This window comes from Paenibacillus sp. fava2, assembly GCF_058313675.1.
On sequence record NZ_CM177755.1, the window covers coordinates 5,026,553 to 5,042,565 of the forward strand.

The window sequence follows — 16,013 nt, forward strand, 5'->3', positions numbered from 1 at the left end:
TTATATTTTGGTTTATCGCTTTAATCCAGTATAATACGAAAATGACATCAAGCGTTAATGGTTTCAAAAAAAAAAGCGCCCATTCCGGGATCACCCTGCTTCACTGCCAAAAAAACCTCCGCCGCTGTAAGCGGGGAGGCTATTGTTGTTGCGGCTGTATGCCAGGCTTGTCCTACGCGCGGGAGATATATTTACCTTCGCGTGTATCAATCAGGAGAACGTCTCCTTCATTAATGAACAGCGGAACCTGTACAATATGACCAGTTTCCAGTGTAGCGGCTTTGGTTGCACCCTGCGCAGTGTTACCCTTAACACCAGGCTCAGTTTCAGTAACCTTCAGCTCAACGCTGGTAGGCAGGTTGATCCCGAGGATTTCGCCCTGATAGCTGACAATGTTAACCGTCATGTTCTCTCTCAGGAAGTTAAGCTCCCATTCAAGCTGCTTGGCAGTCAGTTCAAACTGGTCATATGTTTCATTATCCATAAATACGTGTTCAGCACCGCTTGCATACAGGTACTGTACTTTGCGGTTTTCGATGATGGCACGGCCAATGGTTTCGCCGGCACGGAAGGTGCGCTCAACGGTGTTGCCGTTGCGCAGGTTCTTCAGCTTGGAGCGGACGAACGCCGCACCCTTACCCGGTTTAACATGCTGGAAATCAAGCACGGTAAAGATATCGCCATCTACCTCTACGGTCAGGCCTGTTTTGAAATCATTAACTGAAATCACTAAAAATCCCTCCTGGATCATTAATCAACTTGGTGAATGGGTGAAGCAAAAAAATCTAAAGTACCAGATAATCCTTAGACGAATGCGTCAGAAGTGTAATCCCGCTTTCGGTGATTACAATATCGTCCTCAATCCGCACTCCGCCTAGACCGGACAGGTAAATCCCCGGTTCAACGGTAACGACCATTCCCGGCTCCAGAATCTCGTCAGCGAGCTTGGACAGCCGCGGCCATTCATGAACCTCCATACCAAGGCCATGGCCTGTGCTGTGGCCGAAATACTCTCCGTAGCCGTAACGGGTAATGATATCGCGCGCAAGCGCATCCGCTTCCCGTCCGGTCATGCCGGGCTTGATATTCGCCAGTGTGTGCAGCTGTGCTTCAAGCGTGATGTCATAGATTTCCTTCAGCTTGGGATCCGGCTTGCCCAGTGCAATCGTACGGGTCACATCCGAGCAGTACCCGTCCAGCAGCGCACCGAAATCAAAGGTAACAAATTCATTGTTCCCGATTACCTTGCTGCTGGCTACACCATGCGGCATGGCCGAACGTTCGCCAGAGGCAACAATGGTATCAAACGATGAAGAGGTTGCGCCGTGGGTGCGCATGAAGAATTCCATTTCCAGATCCACATCACGCTCGGTCATGCCGGGCTTGATCACATTCAGGATATGACTGAACGTTGCATCGGCCAGATCGGCCGCGCGCTGCATAACAGCCAGCTCATCCTCATCCTTGAACATGCGCAGATTCTCAACCGCCTTGGATACCGGAACCAGCACTGCCGGCTGGAGCGCCTCGGCATAAGCCGTGTACGCGCTGAAAGTCACGTCATCCTGTTCAAAGCCCACACGGACACTTCCGCTCTGGGGTAGCAACTCCCGTACAGTATCAATGAATTTCGGACCATGCTGTACAACCTTAAGGCCGGTTACCTGCTCCGCCGCCTGGGTCATATACCGGAAGTCAGTCAGCAGGTAGCTTTCATCGCCGGTGACAAGCACATAACCCGAAGAACCGGTGAATCCGCTCAGGTAACGGCGGTTATACCCGCTGGTAATTAACATAGCATCCAATCCCATATCCTGCAAAACCTTACGCAGCTTGGAGACGCGCTTGTTGCCCATTTTCATTCTCCTCTCGAAATAGCCACATTGTATTTTAACATAGGGTTATGCCCTTGAGAAGTTTTTTCGGGCGTTCAGGCCAGCTTTGTCCGCTGTTCGCGTTTTCGTTCATCCGTATACTCGATGGCTGCCGTGTAACCGATGAATAATCCCCAGAGCAAAAAGATGCAAAATTCACTGACCACAGAGTTCCAGGGGAGCCTGAACATCGGCTGCTGCAGGAAGAGCCAGGAGCCCGCCAGGAAGATTACCGCCCACCAGATCACACCGTATACCATACCCGGCCAGGGTCCCTTCAGCTTGCGGAGGAGGAAGACGTAGATAAGCGAAGCGATTACCGAGAACAGTATATAAAACAGATATCCGGTCAGCTGTCCTGCAGGCTTCATTAAAAAAGCATGCTGAAAGAAAGGCTCTGCCAAAAAGCCCGGAATCACCTTGGTAAAATGAAAAACGTACATTAGCCAGCGTATCCCTCCCCAGATAACTCCGGCAAATATCCCCAGCTCGATTGCAAAAAATAAAGGGTTCGTATGCCCCGATGCCTGCTTGCCTGCCTTGTTCATTATTGTGCCCCGCTTTCACATGTGAATTGGCTGTGCTGCTTCTCCTGCCTCTTACTCCTAGTATGCTCAGGAAAAGCCAATCCAACTAGCAATGTAAGCATAAATTAGTTACAATGGTTTATATCAATCATATTATTATCAGGGAAGGTGAATTGGTTGTCCCAGGAAACTCCCAGTTACGGCGGCCAGGCCGTTATCGAAGGCGTCATGTTCGGCGGCAAGCATATCAACGTAACAGCCGTACGGCGGAAGAATCAGGAAATCACATTTTTGGAGGTGCCGAAGAGCGATAAGAGCTGGGTCATCAAGCTGCGCAAGATTCCGCTGCTTCGCGGCATTGTCAGTATTATAGATTCCAGCGCCAAAGGTTCCAAACATTTGAATTATTCAGCAGAATCGTTTGCTGAAGATGAGACTGAGCCGGAGGAAGCGGCCAAGCAGAAGGACAAGGCGAAGGACAAGAAGAAAGAAGAAGGCTGGAGCCTCGGGATGATTTTTGGTGTCGCGGTGATGGGTATCCTGTCATTCCTGTTCGGCAAGCTGATCTTCACCCTGGTTCCGGTCTTTATAGAGACGTATCTGTTTGAGGGTGTAGTTGACAACTATATTCTGCGGAACCTTTTGGAGGGTCTGATCAAGCTGATTCTGCTGCTTGTCTACCTGACCGCTATTTCACAGACTCCGGTAATCAAACGGCTGTTCCAGTATCACGGGGCCGAGCACAAGGTCATAAGCGCCTTTGAAGCCGGCGAAGAATTAACTGTCGAGAACGTTCAGAAATACAGCCGCCTGCATTACCGCTGCGGAAGCAGCTTCATGATGCTGACCATTATCCTTGGCGTCGTAATCTACTCTGTATTCCCTTGGAGCAGTCTTACTGAACGCGTCCTTCAGCGTATCGTTCTGCTGCCGGTTGTCATCGGCATTTCGTTTGAGGTTCTGAAAGGAACGAACGCGGTACGCGACGTTCCATGGCTGAAGTATTTAGGTTATCCCGGCCTGTGGCTCCAGCTGCTTACAACCAAGGAACCTAAAGATGATATGGTTGAGGTGTCCATCGCCTCCTTTAACCGGATGCGCGAGCTGGACGCCATGATTGAAGCTAAAGGCTATATCGATGAAAGTGTGTCAGGCGGCGTATTGGATCCTGCGAAAGGATGATTGCCCTATGATCAGGCATGCTTTAATTTTTTGGATCAGTGTTATTCTTGGCGTATATGGACTGGTTTACGGAGTAATGAATTTCGGATTCTGGTGGCTGTTCCTGCAGCTGCTCCCGACCTTCATCCTGGTAGGTTTGCTGGTGTTCGCTTACAGGCTGGCTATGAAAGGCCCGTCCTACGGCTCCGGCCGTTCAAGACCGAAGGTTAAACCATCCCAGAAGACAATGGCCAAGGTTGCCGGAGTCCGCAAGGCCCAGACAGTTCCCGGCAAACGTAAAACGTATCCGTTTCAGGTTATCGAAGGCAGCAAAGGCAAAAACGACGATCAGCTGCCCAAATATCATTAGAATAACAGCCAAAGCCTCCCGGTGCTGCGCAAGCAGTCATGCGGGAGGCTTTTTGTGTGTACAAAATGATCCGCCTTAAATCCTGTGCTTGCGCGGCCGCCAGTTCCGGAAAAATTCCTCGCCCGCCTTCATTCCTGCCGCATACAGCTCATCGCTCTCCTGTGCCGTGAGATGAAACTGTGTCGTGGAGATGCCCAGGGTCGGTATCTTGACTGTACGTACGAATTTCTCCGCCTCAATGTAGCGTTCATCATGTGCGGACAGCATCGTGCCTACCATTGCCTGCAGCATCGTAAACGGTCCGGTAATCCGGTGCGGCTGCGGCTCCGTCTTTCCGATCAGCTGGTAGCCGACCGTCGGCGTCCGGTGTTCAGGGCTTTTGAAGCCTTCCTTTTTCTCATCAAACAGCCACAGCGGAAAATTACTCAGTACCCCTCCGTCCACGACATAGACGAACTGCTCCATAAAAGTCTTCCCCTGTGCCGCCCGCCCGTTTAGCCGGAGCATGACCGGATCGAAGAAATAGGGAATGCTGCAGCTCATCCGCACCGCCTTGGCAACCTCAAACCTGTCCGGGGAGATCCCGTACTCGGGAAGATCGTCCGGCAGAACAATAATCCGGCCGTTGGTAATATCCGATGCAATGACCGACAGCTTGCCCCGGGGCAGATCGCTGAAAGTGACGATGCCTTTATCCAGCAGGATGCCGCGAACCCAGCTCTCCAGGGCTTCCCCGGAATACAGCCCTTTCTTGATCATGACACGCAGCGCCGGACCAATCAGTGCCGTATTGTAGAGCATTCCCCGCTTGAGAAAGGAGGTAAACGGTGTCTGCTTGATGATCCGGCTCATATCCTCCCCGTCGTAGCCTGCTGCCAGAAAAGAAGCGATAATCGAGCCTGAGGAAGTTCCGGCCACTCTTTTAAAAACACCGCCTGCCCGCTCTGTCGCTTCAACCGCTCCGGCCAGCGCCACTCCTTTTACCCCGCCGCCTTCAAAGACTGCATTGATCTCCATACACGGCAAACCCCCGTTCCATAGATCTACTGCTTATCTATGAGCACGGGGGAGTATTCATGACTTCTATGATTTAAAATAAAAGGCCAGCAGGCTTGCAAGCCCGTACGGATTCCGTACGGCAACATCGTTAGCGCGGAACATTATGCTTCCGGCAACTTCATCGTAGTTATCGTTGTATTTCAGCTGGTTGATAATCTGTTCACCGCTCTGCCATTCGGCAGTCTGCTTCGTGTCTCCTACCTTGTAAGCCGCCTGGCCGATGTACAGCTTGACGCCGGTGCCTTTGACCTCATTCACCCACCAGTCCACAAGCTTATCATAGCGGGCCGCCGAAAAGGACAGGCTCCAGTAAATCTGCGGAGCGATGTAGTCGATCCAGCCGTTCTTGATCCAGGTACGGGTATCCGCATACATATCGTCATAGGCCGTTACGCCTGCTGTAGTGTCTGATCCGGTGCTGTCAGCTTTTTTGTTCCGCCAGACGCCGAACGGGCTGACTCCATAGGATACTGCCGGCTTGGCTGCATGAATCTCCTGTCCCAGCTGGCGGATGAATTCATTGATATTGTTCCGGCGCCAGTCTGCCTTGCTGGCAATACCAGCACTGTTATATGCCTTAAAAGCCGCATCATCGGCAAAGGTTACATTAGAGGGATAGAAATAATCATCCAGATGCACACCGTCGATGTCATAGCCCCGGACAACCTCCATCACCGTATCAATAATATGCTGGCGGGCCTCGGGAATGCCGGGATTAATATACAGCTTGCTGTCCGCCTTAACGATCCAGTCCGGATGAACCTTGGATACATGGTTACCGGCAAGACCATTAAGTGTGGCCGCAGCTGTATCTGTTGTTGCCCGGAACGGATTGAACCAGGCGTGGATCTGCATGCCGCGCTGATGCGCCGCACTCACGATGTATTCCAGCGGATCATAGTCCGGAACTTTACCCTGCGTACCGGTCAGCACTTTGGACCAGGGAACAAGCTGTGAAGTGTACAGGCTGTCGCCTGAGGGACGCACCTGCACAAATACAGCGTTGAAGCCGGTCGTCTGCAGCTTGTCCAGCAAGGTATCGAATTCCTGCTTCTGCTTCGCCGGATTGCCCGCTGAAGATGTGGACGGCCAGTCCAGGTTGAACACAGTGGAGATCCATGCTCCCTTCATCGCTTTCCCTGTATTACCGGGAAGAGTCGGAGCGGGTACAGATGGCACAGACGGTGTTGGTACTGTCGGAACCGTAGGCGTTGACGGACCAGTGATCTCTGCATTTGAATACAGGGCGATATGCTTCGCTGCCTGGTTCCATACTACCTGAAGGCCGAGCTGCTCACTTACAAAGCGCAGCGGTACCATTACCCGGCCCTGCCTGATCTGCACCGAGGTATCCAGACTCACAGAGGCTGCATTCACCAATGCTGTCTGTTTGCCGCTGGTCAGCTTCAGCACGGTATCTCCTTTGCTGATCGTCGCTGTCTTGCTGCTCTGGCTCCATTCGACCGCCGCGCCAAGTCCCTGGCTGACCACACCGGCCGGAACCATCGTTACGCCTGAAGCGGTAATATACGGCGGCACGTCAGGATTCAGCGCCTCCCCGTCCAGCTCAATCGTGATCTGAACCGCAGCCGCGCGGATACTTCCCGGCCATACCGGCAGAAGCAGCATCAGCACCATTACTCCCAAAAACCATTTTCGGTAATTCATAATTCCTCCCTGTTATACATGAAATGAACGCAAAAAAACGGCCTCTCGTCCTTATCTAAGGGAGTCGGCCGTTTCTTGCAAAACGGAGAAATACAAGTAAAAGTATAACAGGCTGCTATACTTTCTCATACTTCGTTAAAGGACGTTATCCGTTTTGACGTAAAAAAACTGGAAAGGTTGCGGTATCCATACAGAAACAGACTTTTTATGAATCGCTGACCAGCTCATTGTGAATATCATATAAGGTCTTCACGCGTTCCTCATCACGGCGGAAATACTCCACCAGCGTTTCGATCCGCGTAATCGAATCCCAGCTCAGATGATGCTCAATGCCTTCGACATCCTTATAAATATGCTCCTGCTGTACTCCGATCAGGCCGAGGAACTCCTCCAGCAGCTGATGCCGGTCAACCAGCCGTTTTCCTACTTTTTTACCTTTGCTCGTCAGGACAAGCCCACGATATTTCTCATAGATGAGATATTCGTCCTTATCCAGTTTTTGGATCATCTTGGTTACAGAGGAGGGATGTACTTCCAAGCCCTCGGCAATATCCGAAACCCGCGCATAACCCTTCTCGTCGATGAGCTTGTAAATGCGCTCCAAATAATCCTCCATGCTGGGTGTTGGCATTCAAGTTTACCTCTTTTCTATAATGAGCGTGGCACTGGGGCCGAGCCTTGCTCTAACAATGATACATGTTTCTGCCGCTCCTTGGCAAGTCCTGCGGAAAAGCACCTGCTGTCATTAACGATGTTTACCATGATTTCAGGACAGCGCTAAATGGCACAATACCGTTAAGCCTATACGGGAGGAGTGTGAGTTCATGACAATCGCAATACCTGAACGTCCATCTGTCAAAAGAAAGCCGAGGCCTACCGGGTTATTCATTCCTGAGCTTGTTTTTTTTGAGCCGGATGCCCTGAACTATCCTAAAGGGGAGAAAATTATGGAATGGGTCAAAGCCCAGAACATCCCCTACCGTATGACCACCTCGCATAACCGGATTACCAATCTGCCCGGTGAAGGCGAACTGGAGCAGTATAAAATCGCCAAGCGGACTCTTGTGGTAGGCCTGCGCAAAACGCTCACTTTTGACCAGTCCAAGCCTTCTGCCGATTATGCCATTCCGATTGCCACAGGCTGCATGGGTCACTGCCATTATTGTTATCTTCAGACCACGCTGGGCGCGAAGCCTTATATACGGGTGTATGTAAACACAGGAGATATCCTGGATGCCGCCAAAAAATACATCGAGGAGCGCGCGCCGGAAATCACTACCTTTGAAGCTGCCTGTACCTCCGACCCGCTGGGGCTGGAGCATATTACCGGCTCGCTTGCCGAGCTGATTACGTATATGGCGAAGGAGCCGCTGGCCCGGCTGCGTTTTGTTACTAAGTATCAGCATGTCGACCCCCTGCTCGGGCTGGAGCACAACGGGCACACCCGGATCCGCTTCAGCATTAACGCCGATTATGTTATCAAAAACTTCGAGCCCGCCACCGCCCGCTTCGATGAACGAATTGAAGCCGCCGGGAAGGTTGCCAGGGCCGGGTATCCGCTTGGTTTTATTATCGCACCGATTATCTGGCATGACGGCTGGGAAGAGGGCTATGCAGAGCTGCTGGCCAAGCTGGCAAAAGCGATGCCTCCAGGTTCAGGCAAAGGCCTGACCTTCGAGATGATCCAGCACCGGTTCACCAAGACGGCCAAGACGGTGATTGAAAAGCGTTATCCCAAATCCAAGCTGGAAATGGATATTGAGAAGCGCAAGAAAAAATGGGGCCGCTGGGGCCAGAATAAATATGTCTATCCCGATGAACAGCAAACCGCCCTGCGCGAATTCATCACAGAGCGGATTTTTGAGCATTTTCCCGAGGCGGGTATTGATTACTTTACTTAAACGGGGGCTGCCAAGTGCTATCAAAACTTCAGCCAGTCCGGTGTGACTCCCTGCAGCCAGATTGTAATCCTGAACATCTGGTCGGTAAACAACAGGAAGCCCATCAGGATCATCAGCGCCCCCCCGGCCTTCATCAGTGCATTTGAATACTTTAGAATGCGCCTTGCCCCGCCCAGGAAGAAGGCCAGTGCAAAGAACGGGAGCGCAAAACCGATGCTGTAGGCGGTGATCATGGTAAACCAGGTGCCCGGGTCACTGGCAGACAGCGCGATGATCGCCGTAAGAATCGGACCGATGCACGGGGACCAGCCTGCGGAGAAGCCGATGCCGAAGATAAAAGATCCGGCATACCCTGCCGGCTTCCACTTCAGATTCAGTTTGCGTTCACGCAGCAGAAACTGCGGCTGGAAGACGCCCAGTAGGAACAGCCCCATCACGATGATCAGAATGGCCGACAGCTGGCGGATCAGGTCCCGCTGGCCGTTAAAAAACTGCCCGAACAGCCCGGCACCAAAGCCGAGCGTATAGAAAACAGCCGAAAATCCCAAAATAAAAGCCAGCGTATGCGAGAGGGTCCGGAAACGGACCTCTTTGCTGTTGCTGCCGTTTTTAAGCTGCTGAACCGACAAGCCTGTAATATACGACAGGTACGAGGGGTAGAGCGGCAGACAGCAGGGCGATATAAAGGACGCCACACCAGCGGCAAAAGCGATTCCTGCATTCAGATTGGACAAAGCGGCAGCTCTCCTTCCGGATTAGGGGTCACTTCGCTATTAATGAACTAGGCAGGCAGCCCTTTTTTGCCGATCAAAGTCAGGGCAAGCAGGGCAATTAGCAGCAGAACAATCGTTGCTCCCGGAGCAAGGTTCCAGACACCGGCTATAACCAGGCCGCCGACAACGGCAATTTCTGCAATGATTACAGACAGGACAACCGAAGACTTAAAGCTGCGCGACAGCAGCAGACTAATGGCCACCGGGATAGTCAGCAGCGCAGATACGAGCAGGGAGCCGACAATTTTGATCGCTGTACTGATTACAAGCGCCGTAAGAACGGTAATCAGCATATTGAGCAGTTTGACCGGCAGCCCGCTGACGCTCGCCGCATCCTCTTCAAAGCTGAGCAGGAAAAACTCCTTGAAGAACAGTGCTACCACTACAACCACCGCTATAGTCACAATTCCGACGACGATCAGATCCGTATTGTCGAGTGTATAAATACTTCCGAACAAATAACTCATTACATCCGCATTATACCCTTTGCCCAGTGTAAAGAACAGGGACGCCAGCGCCACCCCGCCCGACATAATGATCGCGATGGAGAGCTCGGCATAACTCTTGTAGGCTTTGCGCAGCTTCTCAATCGCGAACGAAGCCACCACGGCAAAGATCAGCCCCGCTCCAAGCGGATAAAAGCCGGTCAGAAAACCAAGCGCCACCCCGGCAATCGTAACATGCGCCAGCGTATCCCCGATCATGGACAAACGCCGTAACACAAGAAAAACGCCGATCAGCGGCGCCGTAATCCCAATCATCAGCCCGCCCGCAAGCGCCCGCTGAAAAAAGTCACTGAATAAAATTTCCAAGATGATATCTCCTCATAAATAATTAGAAACAAACCAATCCTTTTGAAAAAGCGTTTCGCCCCCCCAGTTCCTCCCTTGCAGGGACACGCTTTACGGTAACGGTACTTAGGGACAAGGTAAAGCTTAGGGACAAGGTAGAGCGTATGGTTACTTAGAAGAACGTTAAGAGACGTTTGTTATGTAGCTACAGTTTGGCCGATTAGTTGTATGGTTAGGCTGGAATTAAAGTGATCTCACAACAAGGTCGGCTGAAATGATGTACGTTTGCTCATATCTCAATGCGACCAAATCCTTTGACTTACAACTATTTAGCCGCAACTACAAGCGACCGTCTACCCCTACCTGCCTCACACCAAGCACGAATCAGACTTAAGTGTAGTTTGCGCAACTAAATCCGGCAATAATGCGGCTTATGAAAGAATAAGTGTAGTTTGTGCAACTATTTAGAGTGAATAAAGGCGGTTTAGGCCATTTTCGGCAAAAATAAGTGTACAGAGTGCAGTTAAAACCTGCAACTGAGCTAATTCGCAGGTTTTAGTTGCAAAGAATGCAGTTATTTCGGCACAGTCTGTTTAAACACTCGCCTTTATCCGGAACAGAGCATAGTTACTTATGCGTCTAGCTTACTTTTGCGACGAAATACGGTTACTCTCCAGGCACGTCACTTACAACGCTGACAGCACACAGCACATTTGTTTTACTATTTTAGCCTACTTATAGCGTGTTTAACACTGTTACTTTACTAGTTTTTCCCGGCTGACATGCCTATCCGGGCGGACTAGCGGAGCAATGTGCTGAGGGAGCAGAAGCATATTTCGTAATCCGCATCCCTTCACCCAGCAATCTTTACTGCGCTAGACAACAGTTCTCTTTTAGGCCAGCGTATGCTGAAGGTCCTCTGCTGCACAATTCTGGGCATCATGGGAGTGGCGGCAGTAGAAGTTGATTTTACCGTTGCTTTGTACCGGCTCATTGCCCAGGTAGCTCTTGATCATGTCGATGTCATGTGACACCATCAGGAAGGTCATGTGATGATGGGCATGCATATGGAAAATAAGCTCAAAAAATCCCGCCTGCGTCTCCGCATCAATTCCGACCGTAGGTTCGTCCAGAATCAGCAGATCCGGATGGTTGATCAGCGCACGCGCCAGGAAGACGCGCTGCTGCTGGCCGCCCGAGAGCTGGCCGACTCTTTTGTCCGCGATATCCTGAATCCGCATAACTTCCAGCGCGTCGTCGCATTGCCGGTGCTGCGCTTTGGATACGCGGCGGATCAGATTCTTGTTGTTGTACAGTCCGGACAGCACAACTTCACGTACCGTGGCCGGGAACAGCGGGTTAAAGGCATTCTTTTGCGGAACATAGCCGATCCGTTCCCAATCCTTGAATTTGCGTACGGACTGGCCGAACAGCTTGATCTCTCCGCTGGTTGGCGGCAGCAGGCCGACGATCATTTTCATCAAAGTGGTTTTGCCCGCGCCGTTGGAACCGATAATACCAAGGAAATCCCGCTCCTTCACGGTGTAGCTCAGACCGGAAATGACCTTCTGCTCTCCGTAAGAGAAGGACAAATCCTCTATTTCGATCATATGCTGATGGCAGTCCAGGGATACCGGTTGCATGATGTGTACCGCCTTTCACTTAACTTTCATTTATGCTTTCTTTTTTTATTGTAAGGCTTGAATCAGATTTTGCAAATTTTTCTCCATCAAAGTGAAATAATTGTCGCCGTTCTTCTCCTGCGCTTCGGTAAGACCTTCCACCGGATTAAGCACCATGGTCTCTACTCCGGCTTCAGCCGCAAGAGTTTTGGCCAACTTATCGGAGACCAGCTCTTCGAAGAAAATATATTTGATGCCCTCTTCCTTAACCAGTGCCGCCAGATTCACCAGATCCTGGCCGCGCGGCTCGGCATCTGGCGACAAGCCCATAATCGCATGCTGGCTCAGACCGTAATCACGGGCCAGATAGGCAAATGCCTGATGGGATACGACAATTTCTTTATTCGGCAGCTTTGCAAGCTCCGTCTCGAATTTACTGTCGAGGGCCTGCAGGCGCTCAACAAGCTTGCTATAGCGCTCTTCATAGCCTGCCTGGTGATCAGGGTCCGCCGCAACCAGACTATCCTTAATGTTCTCAGCCATAATCAGCGCCGATTTCGGGCTTACCCAGGTATGCGGGTCAGTATGCAGACTGTCTCCCGCAGCTTCATCAGAATGCTCTTCATCAGCATGTGCTTCATCCGCATGCTCACCATCTGCATGTTCTTCGTCTGCATGCTCATCTTCGGCGTGGGCTTCTCCGCCATGATTATGCCCGTCATCTTCGTCAGTCATAATATAGTCCACACCTTCGCTCACTGCAACGGCCTTCACTTCACTGCCGCTATCGAGGCTCTTCAGGAAATTCGGCACCCAGCCTTCGAGACCTGCACCATTGTACAGGAACAGCTGTGCTTTGGAAGTGTTGATAATATCCTGGCTGCGCGGAGTCCAGTCATGCGGCTCTACCCCGACAGGCAGCAGGTTGATCACATTGATATCATCCCCGCCGATTTCACTCGTAAACTCATATATAGGATAGAAAGTAGTAATAACATTTACTTTTCCTTCGACAATACTTCCGCTGCTCTTGGCTCCGCATGCTGTAAGTACCAGCAATGCTAGCAGCGCAGGCATAAGCAGCATTTTCCGGTTCAATCCTTTGAAAGACATATTCTCTATCGACCCCTTAAATCGTAAATTTTACTATGAGAATTATAATAGTAATCGTTACGATAAGTCAACACTGAACTCTCTCCCCCACATATGAATCTGCTCTAACTCACTTGCCCCTGAAAGATAACAATGCGCGTAATCCCTAAAAGTGTCGCTGTTCAACCATCTCATCCATCTCTCCATCCCAATCATCACAATCATCCCCCATTCATTCCGTCCATTCCACTCTAACGGACTCCAGCGCTCTTATTTCCGCAAAAATAGCCCCACATCATTCCTAACGGACTCCAGCGCCCTTAAATAAACGATTTGTTCAAAAAAACAGCGATTTGAGGTGCAATAAGCGCACTTCGGTCCGTTAGCCGGGGAATATCCGTATTACAGGAGAATTAACGCCTCCTCAGTCCGTTAGCCGTACCAGTCACTATCCTCCACAGATAGAGGAAAAGGTTCTCAGTCCATCCGCCAATTACATTACTAAAACAATAACTCTTACCTCTCACCGGGTTGGTCAGCCCCCAGGCTCCTTTACGCATCGCACTAGCCTAATAAGCTGCCTATTCCCCACTCATACACACATCAACGCTTTGCATAAAAAAGAACGCCTGCAGCCGGCGGGTGTCACCCTGTCTGATCAACAGAGCTCTCCCGGTTTCCGGCATACGGCGTTCTTCTATACGTACTGTTAACTCCGGCTTACGCGATATTAACAGCCATGTTATGCAACTGTCTGTAACTGAGACCTGCTTACTTCACAATTGCTCCGTTCGGCATGCTGTCTGGCACAGTGGCGATGGTCAGCTGGTCGCCTTTGGAGGCTGCCAGAATCATGCCCTGGGACATCTCGCCGCGCAGCTTGACCGGCTTCAGGTTCACGATGCAGATCACCTTGCGCCCTACCAGCTCTTCAGGCGTGTAGAACTTGGCGATGCCCGACACCACCTGGCGCTGCTCATAGCCCAGATCCAGCTGCAGCTTCAGCAGCTTGTCGGCCTTCTTCACCGGCTCAGCCGCGATAACCTGGGCTACGCGCAGCTCGGCCTTGGCGAAATCATCGATGCCGATTTCTTCCTTGTGCTCTTCCTCCGGCTCTGCAGCCGCCGGAGCACTGCCAGCAGCCTCAGCTGCAGCTGGCGCCGCTTCAACAGCCGGCTTGCCTGCGCCCATCGCTTCGGCGATGTAGGCCACTTCCACGGCTACGTCCAGCCGTGGGAAGATCGGGTCGCCCTTGGCGAGCTTCGTGCCGGCCGGGATCAGGCCGAAGGTCCGGCCGCTGTCCCAGGTGGTCAGCTCACCCGGCTGAATGCCCAGCTGCTCCCAGATCTTGGCTGGAGCACCGGTCAGGAACGGCTGCAGCAGAATCGAAGCGGTCCGCAATCCTTCCACCAGATGCCTCATAACGGAAGCAAGCTCGCCGTTTCTGCTCTCATCCTTGGCCAGTACCCATGGCTGGGTTTCGTCGATATATTTATTCGTGCGGCTGATCAGCGCGCCGATGGCGGTAAGAGCAACGGAGAATTCCATCTTTTCCATCGCTTCTTCTACCTTGGCATAGGTGCTCTCTACAGCAGCTTCCAGCTCGCCGTCAAAGGCCGTAACCTTGCCAGCGTAAGCCGGCAGCTCGCCGCCGAAGTATTTCTCCACCATCGCGCCGGTACGGTTCAGCAGGTTGCCGAGGTCATTGGCAAGATCATAGTTGATCCGGTCAACAAAGCTTTCCGGCGTAAACGTACCGTCAGAGCCGAATGGAACCTCACGCAGCAGGTAGTAACGCAGTGCATCCAGGCCGTAACGGTCGATCAGGGTCACCGGATCGACTACGTTGCCCTTCGATTTGGACATTTTGCCGTCCTTCATCAGCAGCCAGCCGTGCGCAAACACCTTCTTCGGCAGCGGTTCGCCCAGCGCCATCAGGATGATCGGCCAGTAGATCGTGTGGAACCGGACGATTTCCTTGCCGACAATGTGTACATCCGCCGGCCAGAACTTGTCATACAGGCTGCGGTTTGCAGAGCCGTAACCGAGCGCCGTAATATAGTTGGTGAGCGCATCGATCCATACATAGACTACGTGCTTGGCATCGCCTTTTACCTTAACGCCCCAGTCAAAGGTTGTCCGGGAAACAGCAAGGTCCTCCAGACCCGGCTTGATGAAGTTGTTGATCATTTCGTTCTTGCGTGATTCCGGCAGAATGAACTCCGGATTCTCTTCGTAGAACTTAAGCAGGCGGTCGGCGTATTTGCTCATCCGGAAGAAGTAGCTTTCTTCTTTTACCAGCTCAACCGGATGTCCGCTGTCCGGGCTTTTGCCGCCGGTAATGTTACCGTCCGCATCACGTTCGATGTCCACAAGCTGCGTTTCCGTATAGAAGGTTTCGTCGGAGATACAGTACCAGCCTTCGTATTCACCTTTGTAGATGTCGCCCTGCTGCAGCAGCCGGTCAAAAATATCGGCAACCACTGTTTTATGGCGTTCCTCGGTAGTGCGGATAAAATCATCATTGGAGATGTCCAGCTTGCGCCACAGCTCCTTGATTCCGACAACGATTCCGTCAACGAATTCCTGAGGCGTTTTGCCGGCCTTGGCAGCCTTTTCCTCAATCTTCTGGCCATGCTCATCCGTACCGGTCAGATAGCGCACTTCATAGCCGCGCAGCCGCTTGTAGCGGGCCATTGCATCACCGGCTACCGTCGAATAGGCATGCCCGATATGCAGCTTGTCACTCGGATAGTAGATTGGGGTTGTCAGATAAAAAGTTTTGTTCTCACTCATTGATCCTGTTCATCCTTTCGTATTGGCACATTTCATGATCATGCAGCTTAGGTCCACACAAAAAACTCCCGCCCCAATATGGGGCGAGAGTATACTCACGCGATACCACCCAAAGTTCCCCGGCTCCTCACAGAGCGCAGGCTTCGCCAGTCCTTAATCAAGAACTGTCCATTAACGCTGGATCACGCTGCGTCCTTACGACAGGCCGCTTATATCCGCAGCCTACTGCTCGGGCACAGTTCCTCCCGGACCATTTTCAATCGGTGCACCATACCGGTTCCCAGCACACCCGGCTCTCTGTAATGGCCAACCCGATTTACTTATCCGTTCCTCGGAATGCATATTATTCTCCAAAATATACCCAAAAATCAGCCATCCT

Annotated in this window: 14 protein-coding genes; 3 read left to right on the plus strand and 11 right to left on the minus strand. The window is 51.7% G+C overall.

Features of this window, described 5'->3' with window-relative positions; all coding sequences use genetic code 11:
* Positions 1–172: 172 nt before the first annotated feature.
* The 3 genes from efp to AC4G46_RS22245 form a co-directional block, all read right to left on the minus strand.
* The gene (efp, locus tag AC4G46_RS22235; RefSeq protein WP_491124615.1) at positions 173–730 is read right to left on the minus strand and encodes an elongation factor P; all 558 of its coding nucleotides are present in this window, start codon (positions 728–730) and stop codon (positions 173–175) included.
* A 55-nt stretch (positions 731–785) separates the two neighbouring features.
* Entirely contained in the window at positions 786–1,856 is a 1,071-nt protein-coding gene (locus tag AC4G46_RS22240; protein ID WP_491124616.1) for a M24 family metallopeptidase, read from the minus strand.
* Between the two features lie 74 nt (positions 1,857–1,930).
* The gene (locus AC4G46_RS22245; protein ID WP_491124617.1) at positions 1,931–2,422 is read right to left on the minus strand and encodes a YqhR family membrane protein; all 492 of its coding nucleotides are present in this window, start codon (positions 2,420–2,422) and stop codon (positions 1,931–1,933) included.
* Positions 2,423–2,629: 207 nt separating this feature from the next.
* On the opposite strand from AC4G46_RS22245, the gene AC4G46_RS22250 reads away from it, so the two are divergent.
* Positions 2,630–3,583 carry a DUF1385 domain-containing protein gene (locus AC4G46_RS22250; protein ID WP_491128953.1) on the plus strand — a complete coding sequence of 318 codons (954 nt, stop codon included), beginning with the start codon at positions 2,630–2,632 and terminating at the stop codon, positions 3,581–3,583.
* 7 nt (positions 3,584–3,590) lie between these two features.
* A complete protein-coding gene (locus AC4G46_RS22255; protein ID WP_491124618.1) occupies positions 3,591–3,932 on the plus strand; it encodes a hypothetical protein in 342 nt (113 codons plus the stop codon).
* Between the two features lie 75 nt (positions 3,933–4,007).
* On the opposite strand, the gene AC4G46_RS22260 is transcribed toward AC4G46_RS22255, so the two are convergent.
* The 3 genes from AC4G46_RS22260 to mntR all read right to left on the minus strand — a co-directional run bounded on the left by AC4G46_RS22260 (position 4,008) and on the right by mntR (position 7,290).
* Positions 4,008–4,949 (minus strand): patatin-like phospholipase family protein, encoded by a 942-nt coding sequence (locus AC4G46_RS22260; RefSeq protein ID WP_491124619.1) that lies wholly within the window; start codon positions 4,947–4,949, stop codon positions 4,008–4,010.
* A 66-nt stretch (positions 4,950–5,015) separates the two neighbouring features.
* Entirely contained in the window at positions 5,016–6,659 is a 1,644-nt protein-coding gene (locus AC4G46_RS22265) for a family 10 glycosylhydrolase (protein ID WP_491124620.1), read from the minus strand.
* Positions 6,660–6,864: 205 nt separating this feature from the next.
* Positions 6,865–7,290 carry a transcriptional regulator MntR gene (gene mntR, locus AC4G46_RS22270; RefSeq protein ID WP_039875255.1) on the minus strand — a complete coding sequence of 142 codons (426 nt, stop codon included), beginning with the start codon at positions 7,288–7,290 and terminating at the stop codon, positions 6,865–6,867.
* A gap of 193 nt (positions 7,291–7,483) precedes the next feature.
* Between mntR and splB the strand changes: the two genes are divergently transcribed.
* On the plus strand, positions 7,484–8,560 hold the full coding sequence (gene splB / locus AC4G46_RS22275) for a spore photoproduct lyase (protein ID WP_491124621.1): 1,077 nt from the start codon (positions 7,484–7,486) through the stop codon (positions 8,558–8,560).
* A gap of 20 nt (positions 8,561–8,580) precedes the next feature.
* On the opposite strand, the gene AC4G46_RS22280 is transcribed toward splB, so the two are convergent.
* The 5 genes from AC4G46_RS22280 to metG form a co-directional block, all read right to left on the minus strand.
* A complete protein-coding gene (locus AC4G46_RS22280; RefSeq protein ID WP_491124622.1) occupies positions 8,581–9,294 on the minus strand; it encodes a cytochrome c biogenesis CcdA family protein in 714 nt (237 codons plus the stop codon).
* Positions 9,295–9,341: 47 nt separating this feature from the next.
* Positions 9,342–10,145 carry a metal ABC transporter permease gene (locus AC4G46_RS22285; protein ID WP_068728581.1) on the minus strand — a complete coding sequence of 268 codons (804 nt, stop codon included), beginning with the start codon at positions 10,143–10,145 and terminating at the stop codon, positions 9,342–9,344.
* 872 nt (positions 10,146–11,017) lie between these two features.
* Entirely contained in the window at positions 11,018–11,767 is a 750-nt protein-coding gene (locus AC4G46_RS22290; protein ID WP_491124623.1) for a metal ABC transporter ATP-binding protein, read from the minus strand.
* 45 nt (positions 11,768–11,812) lie between these two features.
* Positions 11,813–12,859, minus strand: coding sequence for a metal ABC transporter solute-binding protein, Zn/Mn family (locus AC4G46_RS22295; protein WP_491124624.1), 1,047 nt, complete (start codon positions 12,857–12,859; stop codon positions 11,813–11,815).
* 750 nt (positions 12,860–13,609) lie between these two features.
* Positions 13,610–15,634 carry a methionine--tRNA ligase gene (gene metG / locus AC4G46_RS22300; protein ID WP_491124625.1) on the minus strand — a complete coding sequence of 675 codons (2,025 nt, stop codon included), beginning with the start codon at positions 15,632–15,634 and terminating at the stop codon, positions 13,610–13,612.
* Between the last annotated feature and the right edge of the window lie 379 nt (positions 15,635–16,013).